This is a genomic window from Kitasatospora sp. RG8, from assembly GCF_017813315.1.
GTDB lineage: Bacteria > Actinomycetota > Actinomycetes > Streptomycetales > Streptomycetaceae > Kitasatospora.
This window is the reverse complement of the sequence record NZ_JAGIYX010000003.1, coordinates 378,792-398,774: the sequence shown is the minus strand read 5'-3', so window position 1 is coordinate 398,774 and position 19,983 is coordinate 378,792. Positions and strand designations below refer to the sequence as shown.

Annotated in this window: 18 protein-coding genes; 11 read left to right on the top strand and 7 right to left on the bottom strand. The window is 74.6% G+C overall.

The window, feature by feature from the left end; genetic code table 11:
* The first annotated feature begins 144 nt into the window (after window positions 1-144).
* A complete protein-coding gene (locus tag J5Y04_RS07105; RefSeq protein ID WP_209410964.1) occupies window positions 145-1,005 on the top strand; it encodes an alpha/beta fold hydrolase in 861 nt (286 codons plus the stop codon).
* A gap of 52 nt (window positions 1,006-1,057) precedes the next feature.
* Here J5Y04_RS07105 and J5Y04_RS07100 read toward each other — a convergent pair whose 3' ends face one another.
* Window positions 1,058-1,618 (bottom strand): hypothetical protein, encoded by a 561-nt coding sequence (locus J5Y04_RS07100; RefSeq protein ID WP_209410963.1) that lies wholly within the window; start codon window positions 1,616-1,618, stop codon window positions 1,058-1,060.
* A 591-nt stretch (window positions 1,619-2,209) separates the two neighbouring features.
* Between J5Y04_RS07100 and J5Y04_RS07095 the strand changes: the two genes are divergently transcribed.
* Complete coding sequence (locus J5Y04_RS07095) at window positions 2,210-3,223, top strand: BadF/BadG/BcrA/BcrD ATPase family protein (RefSeq protein ID WP_209410962.1); 1,014 nt, start codon at window positions 2,210-2,212, stop codon at window positions 3,221-3,223.
* A 245-nt stretch (window positions 3,224-3,468) separates the two neighbouring features.
* On the opposite strand, the gene J5Y04_RS07090 is transcribed toward J5Y04_RS07095, so the two are convergent.
* Window positions 3,469-4,359, bottom strand: a complete 891-nt coding sequence (locus J5Y04_RS07090; protein WP_209410961.1) for a hypothetical protein — start codon at window positions 4,357-4,359, stop codon at window positions 3,469-3,471.
* A 182-nt stretch (window positions 4,360-4,541) separates the two neighbouring features.
* On the opposite strand from J5Y04_RS07090, the gene J5Y04_RS07085 reads away from it, so the two are divergent.
* From J5Y04_RS07085 to J5Y04_RS07060, 6 genes are all read left to right on the top strand, one after another.
* Entirely contained in the window at window positions 4,542-4,898 is a 357-nt protein-coding gene (locus J5Y04_RS07085) for a PRC-barrel domain-containing protein (protein WP_209410960.1), read from the top strand.
* A 165-nt stretch (window positions 4,899-5,063) separates the two neighbouring features.
* Window positions 5,064-5,330, top strand: coding sequence for a metal-sensitive transcriptional regulator (locus J5Y04_RS07080; protein ID WP_209410959.1), 267 nt, complete (start codon window positions 5,064-5,066; stop codon window positions 5,328-5,330).
* Between the two features lie 480 nt (window positions 5,331-5,810).
* A complete protein-coding gene (locus J5Y04_RS07075; RefSeq protein WP_209410958.1) occupies window positions 5,811-7,259 on the top strand; it encodes an endonuclease/exonuclease/phosphatase family protein in 1,449 nt (482 codons plus the stop codon).
* Window positions 7,260-7,329: 70 nt separating this feature from the next.
* Complete coding sequence (locus tag J5Y04_RS07070) at window positions 7,330-9,330, top strand: phosphocholine-specific phospholipase C (protein WP_209410957.1); 2,001 nt, start codon at window positions 7,330-7,332, stop codon at window positions 9,328-9,330.
* Between the two features lie 107 nt (window positions 9,331-9,437).
* On the top strand, window positions 9,438-9,911 hold the full coding sequence (locus tag J5Y04_RS07065; RefSeq protein WP_209410956.1) for a VOC family protein: 474 nt from the start codon (window positions 9,438-9,440) through the stop codon (window positions 9,909-9,911).
* Window positions 9,912-9,915: 4 nt separating this feature from the next.
* The gene (locus tag J5Y04_RS07060) at window positions 9,916-10,365 is read left to right on the top strand and encodes an SRPBCC domain-containing protein (protein WP_209410955.1); all 450 of its coding nucleotides are present in this window, start codon (window positions 9,916-9,918) and stop codon (window positions 10,363-10,365) included.
* Between the two features lie 112 nt (window positions 10,366-10,477).
* Here J5Y04_RS07060 and J5Y04_RS07055 read toward each other — a convergent pair whose 3' ends face one another.
* Window positions 10,478-11,755, bottom strand: coding sequence for an aromatic acid exporter family protein (locus J5Y04_RS07055; protein ID WP_209410954.1), 1,278 nt, complete (start codon window positions 11,753-11,755; stop codon window positions 10,478-10,480).
* A 93-nt stretch (window positions 11,756-11,848) separates the two neighbouring features.
* Window positions 11,849-12,589, bottom strand: coding sequence for a polyprenol monophosphomannose synthase (locus J5Y04_RS07050; protein ID WP_209410953.1), 741 nt, complete (start codon window positions 12,587-12,589; stop codon window positions 11,849-11,851).
* Window positions 12,590-13,020: 431 nt separating this feature from the next.
* Here J5Y04_RS07050 and J5Y04_RS07045 point away from each other — a divergent pair, with 431 nt between their 5' ends.
* On the top strand, window positions 13,021-14,904 hold the full coding sequence (locus J5Y04_RS07045; protein ID WP_245204440.1) for an amino acid transporter: 1,884 nt from the start codon (window positions 13,021-13,023) through the stop codon (window positions 14,902-14,904).
* A gap of 35 nt (window positions 14,905-14,939) precedes the next feature.
* Here the strand turns inward: J5Y04_RS07045 and J5Y04_RS07040 are convergent, their stop codons facing one another.
* Entirely contained in the window at window positions 14,940-15,209 is a 270-nt protein-coding gene (locus tag J5Y04_RS07040; protein WP_209410951.1) for a GlsB/YeaQ/YmgE family stress response membrane protein, read from the bottom strand.
* A gap of 209 nt (window positions 15,210-15,418) precedes the next feature.
* Between J5Y04_RS07040 and J5Y04_RS07035 the strand changes: the two genes are divergently transcribed.
* Together J5Y04_RS07035 and J5Y04_RS07030 are read left to right on the top strand one after the other, a co-directional pair.
* Window positions 15,419-15,817: an SHOCT domain-containing protein gene (locus J5Y04_RS07035; RefSeq protein WP_209410950.1), complete on the top strand. Its 399-nt coding sequence runs from the start codon at window positions 15,419-15,421 to the stop codon at window positions 15,815-15,817.
* Window positions 15,818-15,836: 19 nt separating this feature from the next.
* Window positions 15,837-16,340 carry a hypothetical protein gene (locus tag J5Y04_RS07030; protein WP_209410949.1) on the top strand — a complete coding sequence of 168 codons (504 nt, stop codon included), beginning with the start codon at window positions 15,837-15,839 and terminating at the stop codon, window positions 16,338-16,340.
* A 136-nt stretch (window positions 16,341-16,476) separates the two neighbouring features.
* Here J5Y04_RS07030 and J5Y04_RS07025 read toward each other — a convergent pair whose 3' ends face one another.
* Together J5Y04_RS07025 and J5Y04_RS07020 are read right to left on the bottom strand one after the other, a co-directional pair.
* On the bottom strand, window positions 16,477-16,677 hold the full coding sequence (locus J5Y04_RS07025) for a hypothetical protein (protein WP_148640799.1): 201 nt from the start codon (window positions 16,675-16,677) through the stop codon (window positions 16,477-16,479).
* Between the two features lie 160 nt (window positions 16,678-16,837).
* Window positions 16,838-19,651 carry a LuxR C-terminal-related transcriptional regulator gene (locus J5Y04_RS07020; protein WP_209410948.1) on the bottom strand — a complete coding sequence of 938 codons (2,814 nt, stop codon included), beginning with the start codon at window positions 19,649-19,651 and terminating at the stop codon, window positions 16,838-16,840.
* Between the last annotated feature and the right edge of the window lie 332 nt (window positions 19,652-19,983).

Sequence of the window (19,983 nt, the reverse complement as noted above, 5' to 3'; positions counted from 1 at the left end):
CGGACATCTGCTTCTCCTCGTAGGAAAGGAAGCCCAGCGAGCGGTAGAAGGCGTGGTTGCGCTGCCCCTCCGGCGTCGAATGGTCTGGACCACTATGCGGAACGGTGATGACAGCGCCGGGGCGGGCGTGTGATCGTTTCCGCCATGCCGAGCTTCTCCTCGTACGACCGCACCCGGATCAGCTACGAACTCACCGGAGAGGGCGACCCGCTGGTGGTGCTGGGCGGCGGTCCGGGGATGGACGTGCGCTACCTCGGCGACCTCGGCGGTCTCGACCGCCGGCGCCGGCTGGTCCTGGTCGACGCCCGTGCCACCGGGCGCTCCGAGGTGCCGGCCGACCGCTCCACCGTGTCCTTCGTCGAACAGGCCCGGGACGTGGAGGCGCTCCGCCGCCACCTCGGACTGGACCGGATCGATCTGCTCGCCCACTCGGCCGGCTGCCTCACCGCCCAGGAGTACCAGGCCGCCCACCCGGCCCTGGTCCGGCGGTCCGTGCTGGTCGCACCGGTCGGCCGGGCCGGCCGCGAGCCCGACCCGGCCGAGCTGGCCGCCCTCCGCGCCGCCCGCGCGGGCGAGAGCTGGTACCCGGATGCCGCCGAGGCCGACCGGCTGCTCGCCGAGGGCGGCCACGAAGGCGTCGCACTCGCCGAACTCCAGCGCCGGATCGTGCCGTTCTTCTGGCACGTCTGGGACGAGCGGCGCCGAGCCGAGTACCGGCCCGAGCACGCCGTCACCCTGCCCTGGCTGCGCGAGGCCTTCTACGCCGGCTCGGCCGCCGGAGCCGCCCTGCCCGGGCGGATCGCCCGGCTGGGCGCCGCCGTCACTCCCGTCCTGGTGGTGGCCGGAGCCTCGGACGGCATGATCGGCACCGCACCGGCGCGCGCGGTGGCCGCCTGCCACCCCGCGAGCCGACTGAAGGTCCTGGCCCGCTCCGGCCACCGGCCGTGGGCGGAGGAGCCGGAACGGTTCACCGGACTGGTCGCGGAGTTCCTCGACGCCGGCTGAGGCACGTCGAGGCACGTCCGGGACGCCGACCAGGGCGTCGGCCGGGACGCCGTCAGGGCGAGAGGCCGGCCCGCGGCGGATGGAGGGACGCAGCGAAGGCGGCGAGGGCGGCGAAGTCGTCGTGCCGCAGGCCGGTCCGCGGATTGACGTGATGGAGGAGCGCGGGTGCGCCGTGGCCGGCCGCCACGTGGGCGTGATCCGCGTCGCCCTGCTCGTCGTCCACCCATGCGAACGGGCGGCCGTCGGCGTACGCCACCAACGGCCCGGACTTCCAATGGACGCCGTCGGGACGCTCGTTGAGCAGGGCTTCGCCGAAGTCGACGAACGGCAAACGGGGCAGGCCGAGCACGGGTCCGATCCACCTGTTCGCGTCATTCATCCATGCCGTGGCCCAGCACAGCTCGTAGTCCAGCGCCAGCAGGGCCCGCCCGTGACGGGGGTCGAGCCACATCCGTTCCGGCCGCATGCGGGCACGTGGCCTCCCGGGATCCCCGGCGGCTCCGTCCTCCCGCGGGATGCGGACGGTCGTGTAGCCCTCGGGCCGTCTCCCGTGCTCCGCGGCGTAGGGATTCAGGGGGCCGTCGACATCGAGGAACAGCAACGGCCGGTCCATGGCACCCCCGGATCGCTCCCGATCTCCTGAATCGCCGGAAGCATATCCGTCGTCAGGGTCGCCCGGGCGGGCTTCTCCGGGGTGCGCGGCGAGCATCGAGGACGCCGCGCCGTCCCCGCGGGTCGCCCGTGGAGCCGATGCGCCCCTGTCGCACGCCGCCCGTCCTGACCCGACCGCCGAAGTCCGGGACGGCCCGTCGAAGAGGCCGCTGCCGGAGCACCGCGCGCAGCGGTCCGCCGGTGCGAGGCGGCGCTGCTGCCGCGGCCGTGGCAGGCCGGGGGCGAGCTCGGTGCGCCCCTCCGTCCGCCCCTGGACGGCTCCGCGGTGCGCGGCGGGGTCCCCCTTCCCGGGGCTGTGGTGGCACACTTCGGACACACCCGGGGTCGGCGCGCCGCGGGCTGCCGAGGCCGCCCGCGGGGAGGTCCCGGGACGACGTGGACGAGCCCCACCGAGCGGGAGGACGCCGTGGACGGGACCTCGGAGCAGGCCTTGACCGTCAGGCCGCCCCGGGCGCCGGCCGAGGGGGCGGCCGCACTCCCTGCCGCACTCCCTGCCGCCGGCGGACCGCACCGTGGCCGAGGGGCGCTGACGATGTCCGGAGACGACCCCGACCCGCAGGCCGGCCGCTGGGTGGTCGGCATCGACGTCGGCGGATCCGGGATCCGGTTCGCGCTCGCGCCGGGCACCTGGCCCGCCGGGCTCGCCGGCGCGCGGACGCGGGACATCGCCGCGGCCGCGCAGGTCGGCGCGGCCGGCCATGACGCGGACGCCCTCCTCGCCGAGCTGCTCCCCGCCCTCGACGCCCTGGTCACCGGGCTGCCCGCGGGCGCGCGGATCGGCGCCGTCGCCGTCGGCGCGACCGGGATGGCGCTGCTCGGCCGCGACCTCGCGGCCGGGCTCCCCGGTCCGCTGGCCCGCGCGACCGGGGCGGAGTGGCTGGTGCTGGCCGGCGACGCCGTCACCGCGTACGCGGGCGCGCTCGGCACTCGGCCGGGTGTGGTGGTCGCGGCCGGCACCGGCCTGGTGGCGGTCGGCCACCACCCGGACGCGGGCTGGCGGCGTGCCGACGGCTGGGGCCAACTGCTCGGCGACTGCGGCAGCGGCGGCTGGATCGGGCGCGCGGGCCTGGAGGCGGCCCTGCGCGCCTACGACGGGCGGACCGGCGGCTCGCCCGCGCTGCTGGCGGCGGCCGAACGACGCTACGGCCCGGTGGCCGGACTGCCCGCCGCACTCCAGCCGCGCCCCGACCGCGCCGCGTTGCTGGCGGCCTTCGCCCCGGACGTCGCCACCGCGGCCGAGGGCGGTTGCCCGGTCGCGGACGGGATCGTGCGGCGTGCCGCCGAGGAGGTCGTCGCCGCCGCGACGGCCGCCGCCAGCGCCGCCGGGCTCGCGGAGCCCCGGCTCGCCCTGACCGGAGGCCTCTTCCGGCTCGCCCGGCTGCGCGGGGCCACCCACGCCGCCCTGGCCGCCCGCCTCCCCGGAGCCCACCTCCAGCGGCCCGACGGCCCGCCCCTCCTGGGCGCCCTCCGCCTGGCCGCCACCGCGGCCACCGGTCTGCCCTGGCCGGTCGATCCACCCCTCCTCGACGTCCTGCGCGTGCCTTGACGTCCTGCGCGCTCCTTGGCCTCCAGCGCGTTGGCGGCCTGCACGCGCACGCAGGCCGCCCGCCGTCGCCCGCCGCCCGCCGTCGCCCGCCGCCGCCCTCCGGAGCCCGGGTCCCCCGGAGCCCGGGTCCCCCGGAGCCCGGGTCCCCCGGAGCCCGGGCCCACCCGACGCCCGGTCGGTGCCACCTCCACGGTCGGACGGCCCGAGGTGCCACCTCCGCGGTCGGAAGGCCTGACGGGTGCCGCTCACTCCTCGTCGGCGGGGAGGATCCAGCGGAAGGGCATGAGGTCCTTCTCCCAGGGGGCGAGGCCGGCCAGCTCGTCGGCGGCTTCGGGCGTGCGGAGCAGGCAGCGGTGGCGGAGCAGGTCGCGGCGTTCGCGGGGTGTCAGCAGCCGCTCCTCCGGGCCGAGGTTGGCCGGGTGGTCGGGGTCCGGTTCCGTGCTGCCGTCGATCGGGCGGTCGCCGTCCACGTTGAGCCGGTCGCCGGCCGGCGTCCGGTAGTCGAGCCGGAGGCTGGTCCCCCACTGGGAGTTGCCGCCCCAGCCCTGGGAGAGGTCGACGGTCGGCCGGTGGCGGCGCCGGAAGCTCCAGTACAGCGGCGAGCGGTCGGCTACACCGTGCTGCGCATGGTCGGCACCGGCCCGGACCCGGACGCCCGCCCGGCCGAACACCAGGTCACCGAGGATCAGCCCGGGCCAGAGCGTCCCGGTGATCTCGATCGGTGACCGGGGGTCGTCGGCCTGCTCGACCTCGACGATCTCGTGCAGGAGCGGGTCGAAGGCCCCGGCCCCGGACGGTGTCATGCCGAGGGCGCCGAACAGCCCGAGGTACTCGTGGTCCGGGAAGGCGAGTCCGGGTGGGGCGATGTCCACCGGATCGTCGGAGTGCTGCCGGCCGAGCAGCAGGAGGTCGCTCACCCGGCTCAGGGCGTAGAGCTGTCGGTGCAGGCCCAGGACGCCGGCGTCGGTGCGCTTCGCGGTCCACCATCCGTTGCATTCGGCCGCCACCGTGAGCGCGGCGCGGTATCCGCCCCGGGCCCGGTCGAGCCACGGCACGACGACGTCCGGGTACGGCTCCGGTCCCTCGTGTTCCAGCAGGCCCTCGTAGAGCTCTCGCGCTCCCACCCCGTTCAACATGGCTCGGACTCTATGGGCCCGGCTGGGGGCCGGGCCGGCCGCACTGTTGCCGCTGTGTGCACCCCGTCCGGACGCTCTCCGGCGGCCGGCCGCCCCGCCGGGCGGGCGGGGGCGGACCGGAGCACGATGGATGGGTAGTCCCGGACAGCGCCGACTGAACGGGCCGGTGATGGGAGGACGTGATGATCGGGTCGGCGGACATCAGGGAGTGGCGTGGCCACGCCGTGGTCGATGAGAAGGACCGCCGGATCGGCACGCTCGAATCCGTCTACGTCGAGACCGCCAGTGACCAGCCGTTCTTCGCCACGGTCACGGTCGGCCTGCCCTCGCGGCACCGGCTCGTGTTCGTCCCGCTGGACGGCGCCGTGCTCGGACCGGGGTACGTGCGGGTGGCGTTCCCGAAGTCCCTGGTCAAGGAGGCGCCCTCGATCGGCACCGACGACGTCCTGCCGGCCGAGAACGAACCGGAGGTCTTCGCGCACTACAAGCTCGACTACGCCCCCGGTGCCGGCGGGGAGCGCCGCCTCGCCCGGCGCTGAGCGCCCGGGCACCCCTGCGCGTTCCGGCGGCAGAGCGTTCTGACGGCCCGGGCGTTCCGGCCGGCTAACCGTTCCGGCTGCCCGACCGTCCCGGCCGGCCCAGGTCGTCGTCATACCCCACGGGGTACACTGGGGGCCCGGTCGGTAGAGGAAGGCAGCCCAGGCATGAAGGTGGACGACGAGGCGGTCGGCGCGGTCCTGAACCGGCTCCGCCGGGCCCAGGGACAGCTGGCCGGGGTGATCGCCATGATCGAGGCGGGCCGGGACTGCAAGGACGTCGTCACGCAGCTGGCGGCCGTCTCCCGTGCGCTCGACCGGGCCGGCTTCAAGATCGTGGCCAGCGGCATGCGCCAGTGCATGGCCGGTGCCGACGCGGACACCCCGCCGATGAGCGAGGCCGAGCTGGAGAAGCTCTTTCTCACCCTGGCCTGACGCCCCTGGCAGTCATGACGGCCCCCGGCGTGGGTCCGCACGCCCGGGTCCGCTGACGGCAACGGGCGCCCTGGCGCGGCCCCGGCGCGGTCCCGGCACGGTCCCGGCGCGCGGCCATCCACCCCTGACTCCCTGTCATCCCGGCGCAGCCGACCACGCCGTCACCCAACACGTTTCGCTCATCGCCCGACACCCCGACGCCCGTCACATCTGTCAGCCCGTCACGCCCGTCACGCCCGTCAGCCCGTCACGCGTCACCCGGCCCACCCGGGACGCCCCGGAGTTCCCGGATCGCCCGATAGTCCGTCATGCGTCGTTCACGTCCCGGTCGCCGATCTTCGGATGAATGGGGGCCGTCCGCAGTTGTACAGCCAACTGCGAACGCCTCCCTCCCACCTCCGTGACCAGCCGCCGACGGCCCAGGCCCCGCCCGCACCCCCAGCCGGGCCGGCCTGCCCGAGCGCGGCGGACAGGACAACCGTGGCCACCGGCAGCGCCCTGACGCCCACCTCACCCGCCAGCCCCGTCGAGGGCGACCGGCTCACCTTCCACTGGACGACCGACGCCCCCGACGCCAAGAACTGGGTCGGCATCTACGACGGCACCCGCCAGCCGGGCAACGGCGGCTCGCTGCTCTGGAAGTACACCCCGGGCGCCGTCGGCGACGTCCAGCTCGACACCGCGGCGCTGACCGGCGGCCCGTACACGGCCTACCTGCTGGCCAAGGACGGCTACGCCATCCTGGCGAAGACGGAGCCGTTCACCTTCCGGCCCAAGCCCGCCGTCGTCCGCCCGCACAGCGCCGTCGACGCGCTGACCACCGCCCCGGTCGCCCCCGGCGCCGCCGTCTCGGTCAGGCTCGGCGGCCTCTGGTCCCGTCCGGCGGGCAACCCGGCGGGCACCGCCGCCTTCCGCCGGGTCAGCGGCGCCGGCTGGCTCTCGGTGGCCGCCGACGGCACGGTCACCGGTACCGCGCCTGCAGGTCCGACCAGGAACCCCGAGGTGGTCGTGGTCGGAGTCCGGGACAGCGCCGGCGCCTCCGACACCGTGACCGTGCAGATCCCGGTCGCCGACCCGGCGGGCCCGCTGCGCCTGAAGACGGCGAGCTGGAACCTCGCCGACGCGGGAGCCGGCTTCACCGACGCGCCCGAGAAGCAGCTTCGCGTCGTCCTCGCCCAGGGGCTGGACGTGCTGGCGTTGCAGGAGACCGCCGGTAACGCCGCCCGGGCCCTCGCCGACGCCCTCGGCTGGTACGCCTACCAGAGCCAGGGCAGCGTGGGCATCCTCAGCCGCTACCCGCTGACCGCCGTCACCCCGGTGACCGCCGACCTCCCCGCCGCCGGGGCCACCGTCCAGCTTCCCGGCGGCCGCAGCGTCCGGTTCTGGGCCGCGCACCTGGACGAGGCGGACTACGGCCCGTACGCCGTGCAGGACGGTCGTGGCGCCGCCGAGGTGCTGGCCGGCGAGAACGCCTCCGTCCGGCTCCGGCAGGCCAGGGCGCTGGCCGACGCCGTCCGGGCGGACGCCGCGGGCCGCAGGCCGGTGGTCGTCGCCGGGGCGCTGTCCTCGCCCTCGCACCTGGACTGGACGGCCGCCACCGCCGCCACCCACGGCGTGGCCGGCCCGGTGGCCTGGCCGGTCACCACCATGCTCCAGGCCGCCGGACTGACCGACAGCTTCCGCGAGGAGAACCGCGACCCGGCCAAGGCGCCCGGCTTCACGTGGTCGCCGACCCGCAGGCAGCGCGCCGACGGCAGGGCCGAGCCGCAGGACCGGATCGACTACGTCCTGTACGCCGGGCCGCTGAAGCTCGCCGAGGCGCACACCCTGGTCGCCGACTGGCCCGCCACCGGTACGGACCCGGCCGCCCTCGCCGCCAACGAGTGGCCCTCCGACACGGCCGCGGCCGTCGCCACCTTCCAGCTCTGACGGCCGCGCGGCCCTCGTTCGCGCCGCATCCGCCGATCCACCTCCGCCACCCCCGAGAGGCCCGTTCGCCATGTCCGAACTCTCCCGCCGCACCTTCGTCGGTGCCACCGCGGCCGCCGGCGCCGCCGCCGTCGTCGGCCTTCCGGCCACGCCCGCCGACGCCGCACCCGCACCCGCCGCCGGTCGTCTCACCGGCACCATCAAGGACGTCCGGCACGTCGTCGTGCTGATGCAGGAGAACCGCAGCTTCGACCACTACTTCGGCACGCTGGGCGGCGTCCGCGGTTTCGGCGACAAGCAGGCGCTCCAGTTCCCGGACGGGACGGACGTGTTCCGCCAGCCCGACGCCCGCCGCGCCGACGGTGGTGTGATGCTGCCGTACCGGATGGACACCTCCAAGTACAACGCGCAGAACGCGGGCGGCCTGCCGCACGACTGGGCCACCGGCCACCAGGCGATCAACAACGGCGCGATGAACAAGTGGGTCGCCGCCAAGGGCGAGCGCACCATGGGCTACTTCACCCGCGCCGACATCCCCTACCAGTACGCGCTGGCGGACGCGTTCACGATCTGCGACGCCTACTTCACCTCCCTGGCGGGCCCGACCGACCCCAACCGCCTCTACCTCTGGACGGGCACCGCCGGTCCGGGCCGGGACGGCACCACCGGGCCCTGGATCGACAACACCCCGGTGACGGACAACCCGGTCGCCGACTGGACGACCTACGCCGAGCGCCTCCAGGCGGCGGGCGTCAGCTGGCGCGTCTACCACAACCCCAGCAAGGACGACCGGACCGGCGACTACGACGACAACGCCCTCTCGTACTTCAAGCAGTTCCACGACTTCCCCGTCACGGACCCGCGTTACATCAACGCGATGACCAAGTTCGACCCGGCCGCGTTCGACGCCCACTGCAAGGACGGCACCCTGCCGACCATCTCCTGGCTGGTCGCGCCCTACCTCTTCTCCGAGCATCCGGAGGCCGGCCCGGCGTACGGGGCGCACTGGGTCAACACCGCGCTGCAGTCGCTGATGTCCAACCCGGTGGTCTGGCAGCACACCGTCTTCCTGGTCATGTACGACGAGAACGACGGCTACTTCGACCACATGGTCCCGCCCACCCCCGAGCCCGGCACGCCGGAGGAGTTCACCCAGGGCCGGGCGATCGGCCTCGGCAACCGCGTCCCGCTCTGGGTCATCTCGCCCTGGTCGCGCGGCGGCTACGTCAACTCCCAGGTATTCGACCACACTTCGGTGCTGCGCTTCATGGAGCAGGTCACCGGTGTCGCCGAGCCCAACATCTCCGCCTGGCGGCGAGCCGTCTGCGGGGACCTCACCAGCTGCTTCGACTTCGCCGCCCCGGACCTCTCGATACCCCAACTGCCGGACACCAACGCCCTGATGGCCAGGGCCGATGCCGGGACCAAGCTCCCCGGCGTCCAACTCCCCGCCGCCGGAACCCAGTCGATGCCCGTCCAGGAGCGCGGCGACCGGCCGCACCGCCACCTGCCCTACCAGCCCTGGGCCGACGCCGACGTGGACCGCAGGACCGGCAGGGTCACCTGCACCATGAGCAACGACGGCACGGTCGCCTTCCCCTACACCGTCTACCCGAACATCGTGTTCCCGTTCGCCGGCACGCCCCGCACGGTGGCCCCGGGTGCCACCGCCACGTACGTCTGGGACGCCTCCGCCACCAACGGCCGCTACGACTTCACCGTCCACGGCCCCGACGGCTTCGTCCGCCGCTTCGCCGGCACCGTGATCCGCGACGGACGGAACGGCCCGGACGGCCCGGACGGCCAGAACGACGTCGGCGTGCCGATCGTGACGGCCGACCTGAGCAACTCCTCCCGGCTCACCCTCCAGCTGGTCAACGACGGCATGACCGACCTCTCCTTCACCGCCGTGCCCAACGACTACGCGGGCACCGCGCAGACCGTCTGGGTCAAGCCCGGCAAGCAGGTCGACCTGGCCTGGCCGCTGGACGGCCAGGGCCGTTACGACGTCGTCGTGACGGCCGCCACCGGCCTGCGCTTCACCCGGCGCTACGCCGGCCGGGTCCACTGACCCGACCCCGCCCGGGCGGGCCCGCACACGGGCGGGGCGGCGCCGAACCGGTGACCCCCGGCCGTGGCGAGGCCGCCCGGCCGGGGGCCGCGGCTACCGTCGGGCGCATGCAGAAAATCACCACGTTCCTCTGGTACGACCACCAGGCCGAAGAGGCCGCCCGCTTCTACACCTCGGTGTTCCCCGACTCCCGGATCACCGAGATCACCCGCTACGGCGCGACCGGCCCCGGCGCGGCGGGCAGCGTCATGACCGTCACCTTCGAACTCCACGGCCAGCAGTACACCGCCCTCAACGGCGGCCCGCTGTTCCCGTTCACCGAGGCCGTCTCGCTCCAGGTCGAGTGCGCCGACCAGCAGGAGGTGGACGAGCTCTGGGAGAGGCTCACCGCCGACGGCGGCCAGGAGAGTGCCTGCGGCTGGCTCAAGGACCGCTACGGCCTCTCGTGGCAGATCACCCCCCGGGTGCTGAGCGAGCTGATCGCCGATCCGGACCGGGAGAAGGCGGACCGCGTCATGGCGGCGATGCTGCAGATGCGGAAGATCGAGATCCAGCCGCTCCTCGACGCCGCCCGGGGGTGAGACCGTGACAGCCGCGCCCTACCGCTGCATCCTCTACGTCCGTGCCACCCCGCAGCACGTCTGGCACGCGCTCACCAACGCCGACGAGTCCGCCGTCTACTGGGACCACCGCAACGTCTCCACCTGGCTGCCCGGTGCCCGTTGGGAGCACCGGCGGGCCGACGACTCCGGCACCGTGGACGTGGCCGGCACGGTCGAGGCCGCCGAACGTCCGCACCGGCTGGTCACCACCTGGGCCGGCCCGGACGAGCAGCGCCCGGGCGGCCCGTCCCGGGTCACCTTCGAGCTCCAGGGACACCTGGACCTCACCCGGCTCACCGTCACCCACGACCGGCTCGCCGACGATGCCGAGCGCGCCGACGCCGAGGCCGGCTGGTCGGCCGTCCTGTCCAACCTGAAGACCTACCTGGAGAGCGGCCGGCCGCTCCCTCAGGAACCCTGGTCGATGCCCTGACGGACGGCGCCACAACCGCCCGTGCCACCACCCCGCCCGTGCCACCCGCCCGTGCCTGTCCCGCCCGGTGCACCCCACCCGTTGCACCCCGCCCGCGCGTGTCCCGTCCGGGCTACCCCGCCCGGTGCTCGCGTCCGCGCCAGAGCCGGGCCAGCCCGGCGGGCCGCAGCCGGCCGGCGCGCAGCCGCTCGCCGCGTGCCAGCCGGCGCAGCCAGGCGAACCGGGAGAACCGCTCCCGGTTCGCCACCGACGCCCGGTCCAGCTCCTCCATCAGCCGCCGGCCGCGGTGTTCGAGGTCCAGCTCGTCCAGGATCCGGTCCACCTCGGCCAGCAGCGCGCCGTGCAGCTGCCAGGCCTCGGGGTGCTGCTGAACCTGCCGCAGCAGCAGCTGGGCGACGTTCTCCCGGCTGGCCCAGGCGGCGGCCAGCTCGGCGGTGAGCCGCTGCTCGGCCTCCTCGGCGTTGCGGCTCACCTGGGTGGTGACCAGCACCGCGAAGCTCACCAGCGCCCCGCCGACGTGCGCCAGCAGCTCCTCCAGCGCCACCGCCACCTCGGCGGGGAACAGCTGTTCGCCGGGCGCGCGCCGCTTGGCCAGGTCGGTGAGCGAGCGGGCCAGCACCCGGATCACCACCACGCAGATCTCCAGCGTGTCCAGCCCGGTACGCAGCACCAGCCGGGAGAGCAGGCCCTCGCTGATCCTCGGGTTGAGCCGCAGGCTGTCCTCGGCCTGGCGCAGCGCCCCGTCGACGTCCGCGATGGCCTGGTCGAGCCGGCGGGCCTCGTGCAGCCGCTCGGCCGCGCGTTCCACCGGGGTCGGCCGGCCGAGCTCCTCGGCGATGCCGTTCAGCAGGTGGCGGGCGCGCCGGGCGAGGTCCTCGATCGACTCGCCGGCGGTGTCCACCCAGACCGGCGGTGCGAACACCAGGTTGAACAGCAGCCCGACGACGGCGCCGATCAGGGTCTCCAGGACCCGGTCCCAGGCCTGCGAGGTCACCTGGGAGACGCCCAGGATGAGCATCGCGCTGATCGCGACCTCCTGGACGAACTCGTCCACCCGGACGAACCGCCCGATCGTCAGCGAGGCCAGGATGATCAGCCCGAGGCTCCACCAGGAGAGCCCGACGACCGAGCTGAACCCGATCGCGATCAGCACCCCGACCACCACCGAGTTGACCCGGCGGATGCTGGTGGTCAGCGTCGAGTAGACGGTGACCTGGACCACCAGCAGCGCCGTCAGCGGAGCGGTGAGCGGGGCCGGTTCGCTGCTCAGCCGGGTGGCCACCGCGTACGACAGGGTGGCGGCCACCGTCGCCCGGATCGTCTGGACGACGAAGGGTTCTCGGGCGCCGCGGCGCAGTGCGGTCGCGAAGGTCTCCGGAAGAAGGGCCATGCCGCCCTTCCTTCCCCGTGACGGCCGTCTCCACCGCCGGAGCGCCGGACCGCTACCCGAAAGAGCCGGGCCCGGTGGCCGCCGGGGCGGGGGCTACGGCTGCTTGCGCTGGTCGCGGAGCAGCTTCCACGGTGCCATCGCGGACTCCACCTGGACCCCGAGGCTCATCTTCGACGCGCCCTTGACCCGCTCCTCGAAGCGGATCGGCACCTCACGGATGGTCAGCCCGCGCTTGACGACCCGGTAGTTCAGTTCGACCTGGAACGAGTACCCGTTGCTGTTCACCGAGGGCAGGTCGATGGCCCGCAGGGTCTCCGCCCGCCAGGCCTTGAACCCGGCGGTGGCGTCCCGGACCCCGAGGCTGAGGATCGTGTTGACGTAGAAGTTCGCCCAGGCCGACAGCGCCTTGCGGTGCCACGGCCACTCCTCGGCGGTCGAGCCGCCCGGTACGTAGCGGGAGCCGATCACCACGGCGGTGTCGTCGGCCATCAGGGTCTCCACCATCACCGGGAGCACCGAGGCCGGGTGCGAGAGGTCGGCGTCCATCTGGATCACCACGTCCGCGCCCTCCTCCAGGGCCCGGGTCATGCCCGCTATGTACGCGCGTCCGAGGCCGTCCTTCTCGGTGCGGTGCAGCACGCCGATCGTGCCGGGGGAGTCCGCGGCGAGCTTGTCCGCGACCTCCCCGGTGCCGTCGGGAGAGTTGTCGTCGACCACCAGCAGGTGCAGGCCGGGCAGCTTGAGGTCCGCGAGCAGCCCGGCGAGGACCGGGAGGTTCTCCCGCTCGTTGTACGTGGGCACGACGACAACGACCTTGGGGGAGGCCTCGACCATGTTCTATTCCCTCGCGCGATCCCCGGCCGTGCCGCGCCGTCGGCGCCTTCGTCCGGCCGGACAGTTGTTCACTTCGGTCGAGCGAGTCTAGCCGCGCCCGGGACCCGCCCCCTCCACCGCGGTGCGGGGCGGCTCCCCAGGACGCGGAACAGGCGCGGAACAGGCGGGGAGCAGGCGCGGGGCGGGCGCCGAGCGGGCGACGCGCCGGGGCGCGCCCGCAGCCTTCCCGGCCGCGGGGGAGCAGGTCACATAGCCTGACCGGGCCGTCCGTCCGGCGGCCGGAGGTCGGGAGCCGCGTGCGCGTGGGCGGCCGGCGTCGTGGACAGTCGTGGACAGGGGACTACGTGAGCTCGTCAGCCTCGGTCGGTCCGGGCGCCGTGCCGTCGGTACGGCAGCGACTGCGGGCCTGGCTGCTCGAAGGCCTGACGGACATGGCCAAGCAGCACCCGGGCCCGCACGCCCAGGCGCCCGTCGAGCACAAGGGCGCCCGCTGGTGGCGGGTGATGTGCCTGACCGGCCTGGACTACTTCTCCACGCTCGGCTACCAGCCGGGCATCGCCGCCCTCGCGGCCGGACTGCTGTCGCCGGTGGCGACCATCGTCCTGGTGCTCGTCACGCTGTTCGGCGCGCTGCCGGTGTACCGGCGGGTGGCGAAGGAGAGCCCGCACGGCGAGGGCTCGATCGCGATGCTGGAGCGGCTGCTCTCGTTCTGGAAGGGCAAGCTCTTCGTCCTGACGCTGCTCGGCTTCGCGGCCACCGACTTCATGATCACCATCACCCTGTCGGCCGCCGACGCCACCGCGCACCTGGTGGAGAACCCGCATCTGAGCAGTGCCCTCTCCGGCAAGCAGGTGCTGATCACGCTCGTCCTGGTCGCGCTCCTCGGCGGCGTCTTCCTCAAGGGGTTCAGCGAGGCGATCGGCCTGGCCGTCGTCCTGGTCGCCGTCTACCTGTCGCTGAACGTCGTCGTGGTCGCCACCGGCCTCTACGAGGTCCTGCGCGCCCCGCACCTGGTCGGCGACTGGGTGGACGCGCTGACCGCCGAACACGGCAACGCGCTCGCCATGATCGGCGTCGCCCTGGTGGTCTTCCCCAAACTGGCGCTGGGCCTGTCCGGCTTCGAGACCGGCGTCGCCGTGATGCCGCACATCGAGGGCGACCCGGACGACACCGAGGAGAAGCCCACCGGCCGCATCCGCGGCGCCCGCAAGCTGCTCACCACGGCCGCGCTGATCATGAGCGTCTTCCTGATCACCACCAGCTTCATCACCACCCTGCTGATCCCCAAGGCGGCCTTCGAGCCCGGCGGCCAGGCCAACGGACGCGCCCTCGCCTACCTGGCCCACGAGTACCTCGGCAACACCTTCGGCAGCATCTACGACCTCTCCACCATCCTCATCCTCTGGTTCGCCGGCGCCTCGGCGATGGCCGGGCTGCTCAACCTGATGCCCCGCTACCTGCCCCGCTACGGCATGGCCCCGACCTGGGCCCGCGCGGTGCGCCCGACCGTCCTGGTGCTGACCGCCATCGCGTTCCTGGTGACGTGGATCTTCGACGCCAGCGTGGACGCCCAGGGCGGCGCGTACGCCACCGGCGTCCTGGTGCTGATCAGCTCGGCCGCGATCGCCGTCACCATCGCGGCCCACAAGGCGGGGGAGCGCAACTGGACCATCGGGTTCGCGGTGATCGCCGGGGTCTTCCTCTACACGACGGCGGTGAACATCGCCGAGCGGCCGGACGGCGTCAAGATCGGAGCCTGCTTCATCGCCGGCATCATGCTGCTCTCGCTGCTCTCCCGGCTCAAGCGGGCGTTCGAGCTGCGCGTGACCGACGTGGTCCTGGACGAGGCCGCGGAGCGCTTCGTCCGCGACTACACGCACCGCCCGCTGCGGCTGATCGCCAACGAGCCCAACAGCCGGGACCTCGTGGAGTACCAGGAGAAGAAGCGGCAGATCCGCACGGACAACGACATCCCGGCCGAGGACGACCTGGTCTTCGTCGAGGTCACCGTCCGGGACCCGTCGGAGTTCGAGGCCGTCCTGCGGGTGCACGGCGAGGTGCTGCACGACCGGTACCGGGTGCTCTCGCTGGAGAGCTCCAGCGTGCCGAACGCACTGGCGGCACTGCTGCTGACGGTCCGGGACCGGACCGGGCAGCAGCCGCACATCTACTTCGAGTGGACGGAGGGCAACCCCTTCGCCCAGTTCCTGCGGTTCTTCCTGTTCGGCCACGGCGAGGTCGCCCCGGTCACCCGCGAGGTGCTGCGCGAGGCCGAGCCGGACCGCAACCGCCGCCCGCGCGTCCACGTCGGCTGAGGCCGGCAGGTGACCGCCCGGGCCGGCCCGGGCGGTCACCTGCCGGGGCGGGACCTGCCCCAGGCGGGGGCGACGAGGGCGACCAGGGCGACGGCGAAGCCGAGCTGGAGCGCGTGGCGGGTCCAGTCGACGCCCCTCGTGTTGGCGACGCCGAGCCAGCCGGCGACCGCGTTGCCCAGCCAGGCGCCGGCCGCGCCGAGCAGCATCGTCAGCCACCACGGGATCGCCTGCGGGCCGCGCAGGAGGAGCTTGGCGATCACGCCCAGTACGAATCCGATGAGCAGTATCCACAGCAGCTGGAACATCGCATTCCACCTTTCGAGGGGTGTCGTCCCATGCTCGCCCCGAACACCCGTCCCGGCACGTCGGAGGCGGGTCCGCAAGCCCGCGCGGATCACCCGTTGGGGGTGGTGCGCGGAGGCCGGCCGGCCGTGATCGTGGGAAGCGGAGCACCGGGCCCGTTCACCGGGGGACCGGGCCCACCTCCGATGCCGGGAGAGGCGGGAGACAGACGATGGACGACTATCCGCTGTTGAACATCTTCCTCACCACCATGTGGTTCTTCATCTGGGTGTTGTGGATCATGTTGCTGTTCCAGGTCTTCGCAGACCTGTTCCGCGACGACGACGTGAACGGCTGGGGCAAGGCCGGTTGGTGCGTGTTCGTCATCCTCCTGCCGTTCCTCGGGGTGTTCGTCTACCTGATCGCCCGTGGCAGGGGCATGGGCATGCGGATGGCGGCCCAGAGCCGCAGGAACGAGCAGGAGTTCCGCGAGTACGTGCGCGACGCGGCCGCCTCGCAGCCCGCCTCGGCGGGCACGGCCGACCAACTGGCCAAGCTGGCGGAGCTGCGCAAGAGCGGCGACCTGACGGAGGAGGAGTACCAGCGCGCGAAGTCGCGCGCCCTGGCGTGACCCGGATCGGAGGCCTTCGATGGCAACGGCACAACACCACGCGCAGCCGGTCGGCCGGCCCGCGTCGTCACCGGCGGCACACGCCGATGCGATGCTGACCTTCGCCGCCGTCCTCATGGGCGTCCTCGCCCTGTTCAACGGCCTGGACGGCATCGCGGCGATCAACCGCTCGCACGTCTTCGTCGGCAACGCCCACTACGTCTTCGGGGACCTGCGGGCCTGGGGCTGGGCGATCCTCGCCCTCGCGATCGCCCAGGGCTTCACCGTCGTGGGCATCCTGGCCCGGGTGCAGGTGGCCCGCTGGTTCGGTGTCGGCGTGCTGGTCCTGAACGGGTTCGCGCAGATGGCGTTCATCCCGTCCTACCCGGTTTGGTCGGTGATGATCATCGCCCTTGACGTCATCGCGATCTACGCGCTGATCGTCCACGGCGGCAGGACGGAGCCCGGGACGGAACCCAGGACGGAAATGGAGAGGACCGTCACCGGGCCGTCCGGCACGGCGGGCGGCGACGCCGGCGGATGACCCTCCCGGCGGCCGGTGGCGACACGGCCGACGGTGGCAGTACGGCCGACGGTGGACCGGGCACCCTCACGGGGCGCCCGGTCCACCGCCCTGCGGGGAGCGGGCACGGGCCGCCCTGCGGGGAGCGGGCACGGGCTCACTCGACCACCTGCCGGAACTCGGTGACCCGCAGTCCCAGGGCCTGGAAGCGGGCCAGCAGCCCGTACAGGTGGGCCTCGTCGACGACGCGCCCGACCAGGACGGTCTCGCCCGCGAGGAGGCAGCTCTCCAGGTCGGGGAAGCCCTCGCGCCGCAGGACGTCCGACATCCAGCCGGCGACTCGAATCTCGTAGCGCATGAATGCTCCCCCGGATCGGACCACGGCGTCGGTCCGTGGCGGGCGGCTCGGTGAGCGGCTTCCGACTCCCATGCTGCCCGCGCCCGGCACGGCCGGGCATCACCCCGCCGAGGTGAACCCGGTCCGGTGCGCGCACCCGACGGGTCGTGCGGGACGGGCCCTACAGCAGGTGCAGCCGGCGGGCCCGGCGGACGGCGTCCGCCCGGCGGGTGGTGCACAGCTTGCGGTTGATGTTCTTGAGATGGGTCTTGACCGTGTTGACCGACACGTTGAGCTCGGCGGCCACCTCGGCGGTCGACATCAGCTGCGCCACCCGTTCGAGCACCTCCTGCTCGCGCGCGGTCAACGGCTCGACCGGCGCGGCCGTCGCGGGGGACCGCCCCACGCCGTCCCGCATCGTGTCGGGCAGCCACGCGTGGGCCGCGGTCAGGAACGGCCGGCCCCGCAGGAAGCGGGGCAGCCACGGTCCGGCCTCCAGGAACGCCCGCCGCAGCCGGTCGGGCCGCGCCACGGCGAGGGCGTGCGCGACGAGGCGCAGCGCCGCGTCGTCGTTCCCGGCCGCCAGCTTCGACTCGGCCCGGACCAGCAGGGCGCGGGCGGCGACGGCCGGTGTGCGGCCGACGTCCCTGGGCAGGGCCTCCTCCGCAGCCCGCCGGTCGCCGCGGGCCAGGTGCGCCCGCGCCGCGACGAGGGCGGCCTCGGCGCTCCCGGCGTGGCCGGCGTCCAGGGCCTCCAGGGCCGCCCGGGCGTCGCCGGTGTCCAGCAGCGCTGCCGCGGCGACGGTCGTGGCGCGGTCCCGGGCCCAGGGCGAGGCCTCCCAGGGCGTTCCGGCCGGGGGGAACGCCACCCCGGGCGGCCCGTCCGCGGGCTCCTGCGGCCGCCCGGCCGGGGCCGGCCCGCCGAGCAAGGCGAGCGCCCCGCGCGGGTCGCCGCCGTAGAGCGCCAGCCTGGCACGGGTGACGTCGAGCTCCGCCCGCTGCAGGGGGTCGCCGTCGCCGTCCGCCTCGGCGAGCCGCAGGCTGACCCGGGCCGCCGGCAGGTCGTCGCGCTCCGCGGCGACCTCGGCGAGGACGAGGTGGGCGAGGCCGCACCCGCCGCTCCCCAGCGGGTCCTGCGCCTGCGCCTCGCGGACCGCGTGCAGGGCGTGGGACTCGGCCCGGCCAGGCGTCCCCTTCAGCAGTTCCGCCAGGGCGAGCAGGCCGTGCGACTCGGGCAGCGCCGGCGGCCGGTCGCCGGCCGATGCGCCGCCCCCGGCCGCGGGGCCTGCTGCGCCGTCACCCGCCGCGCCGTCCCCCGTCGCCCTGGCTCCCGCCCTGTCACCTGCCGTGCCGCCGCTCGCCGCGCTGCCGCCGAGGTCCGCCAGCAGCCCCTCGCGGGCCTCGTCGACGTGCCCCTCCCAGAGCCGGGCGGTGGCGAGCGCGGCCGACGACAGCGCGGAGAGTTCCGGGTGGTCGCGCCACCGCTCGGGGAGCCGGCGGCCGAGCCGCTCGACCGTGTGCGCGGCCTCCTCGACGGCCGGGCCGGTGCCGGCCGAGCGGGCCGCCATCAGCCGCAGGAAGGCCGCGCTCAGCCGTGTCGCGACGTCGTCGCCACCGGTGGCGGCCGCCCGCTGAAGGGCGCGGTCCAGGTGGGCGCGGCCCTTGCCGGTGTCGCGTGCGGCGATGGCCCGGGCGGCGCGGACCAGCTCGGCCGCCGGGCCACCGGTGCCCGGCGGCATGGCGGCGAACACCCCGGCCGGTGCCGCGGCCGCCCGCTCGCCGAAGAACCGCCCGATGGCGAGGTCCTCCACCAGCCAGCCCGCCGCGAGCTCCCACTCGTCCGCGGCGGCGGCATGCCGCAGCGCTTCGTCGAGCAGTCCGGCCCCGTGCAGCCAGCGGGCGGCCGTCGCGTGGAGCTCCTGCGCCAGGCCGGGGTGGCGGGCGCGCAGGTGGACCTGGAGGATCTCCGCGAACAGCGGGTGGTGGCGGTACCAGGAGTGGCCGAGCGGGGTGATGAAGGTGTTGGCGCGGGCGAGTTCGTCCAGCGTGCGCTCCGCGTCGTCCCTGCCGGTGAGGGCGTTCGCCAGCGCGGGGTGGGTGCGGTCGAGCAGGCTGGTGCGCAACAGGAGGTCCCGGGTCGCGGCCGGCTGGGCGTCCAGGACCTCGGCGAGCAGGAAGTCCGCGATCACGCTGTGCCCGGCCTCGAACTCCTTGAGGTACCCCTCCTGGTCCGGGGCGTGTTCGGCGGCCAGCGCGCACAGGCGCAGGCCGGCCGCCCAGCCCTCGGTGCGCGCGGTCAGCGCCCGGACGCCCTCCTCGGACAGGCCGAGGCCGTGGCGGCGCAGCAGGACGGAGGCCTCGTCGGGGGTGAAGGCCAGGTCGGCGGCGCGGACCTCGGTGATCTGGTCCGCCGCGCGGTAGCGGTGCAGGGGCAGCAGCGGTTCGTTGCGGCTGACCAGGACGAGGCGCAGGCCGTCACCGCAGTGGCGCAGCAGGGCGTGGAGGTCGGCGGCGACGTCCGGGGAGGGGACCCGCTCGTACTCGTCGAGGACGAGCACGAGGGGCTGCCGGCGTGCGGCGAGGCCGCCGGCCAGGAGGGCGGGCAGGCCGGGGTGGGCCGGCCCGGCCCCGGGCGGGAGGCCCGTCCCGGCGGGACCGAGGACACCCGAGCGGCGGAGCGCCTCGACGAGCAGGGCGCCGAAGGCACCGGGCCCGTCGTCCTGCTCTTCGAGGGTGAGCCAGGCGACGGGGCCGGGCAGCGGCGCGGTCCGCACCCAGTCGGAGACCAGCAGGGTCTTCCCGGCGCCGGCGGGGCCGTTGACCAGGAGCAGCGGGTGCGAGCGCAGGCCACGGGTGAGCCGCTCGGCCAGCCTCGGGCGGCGGACGAACGACGCCGGGACGGGGGGAACCCGCAGGCGGGTGGCGAGGACGGTGTCCGCCAGGGGCGGTGCCGGCCCGGGCTCGACGGTGCTCCGCTCCCTCGGGTCTGAGGTCATGGCGACCACCAGTCGTACGGCCGGACGGGGTGTCCGGGAAGGTTCTTCCTTCGATCTTCGATCGCGCTCCGGCCGCCTGCAACGGCTGGACGGCCCGTACGGGGGCCCGAACGGCCCCTGGTCCGTGGCCGACGGGCCGCGGGTGCGCCGCCCCGCCGCCGCCCCGCCGGTCACCCCAAACAGGTGATCCCGCCCCGACGGAGGCCGCGGTAGCTTCACAACGGGAACAGTTTCACAGCGGGGCGGCTCAGGGCCGGGCGGCGTCAGGCCGGACGGTTCCGGGCCGGGCAGCCCGACCGCAGGCCGGGCGCCGGTGCCCGCCCCCGGGGTCA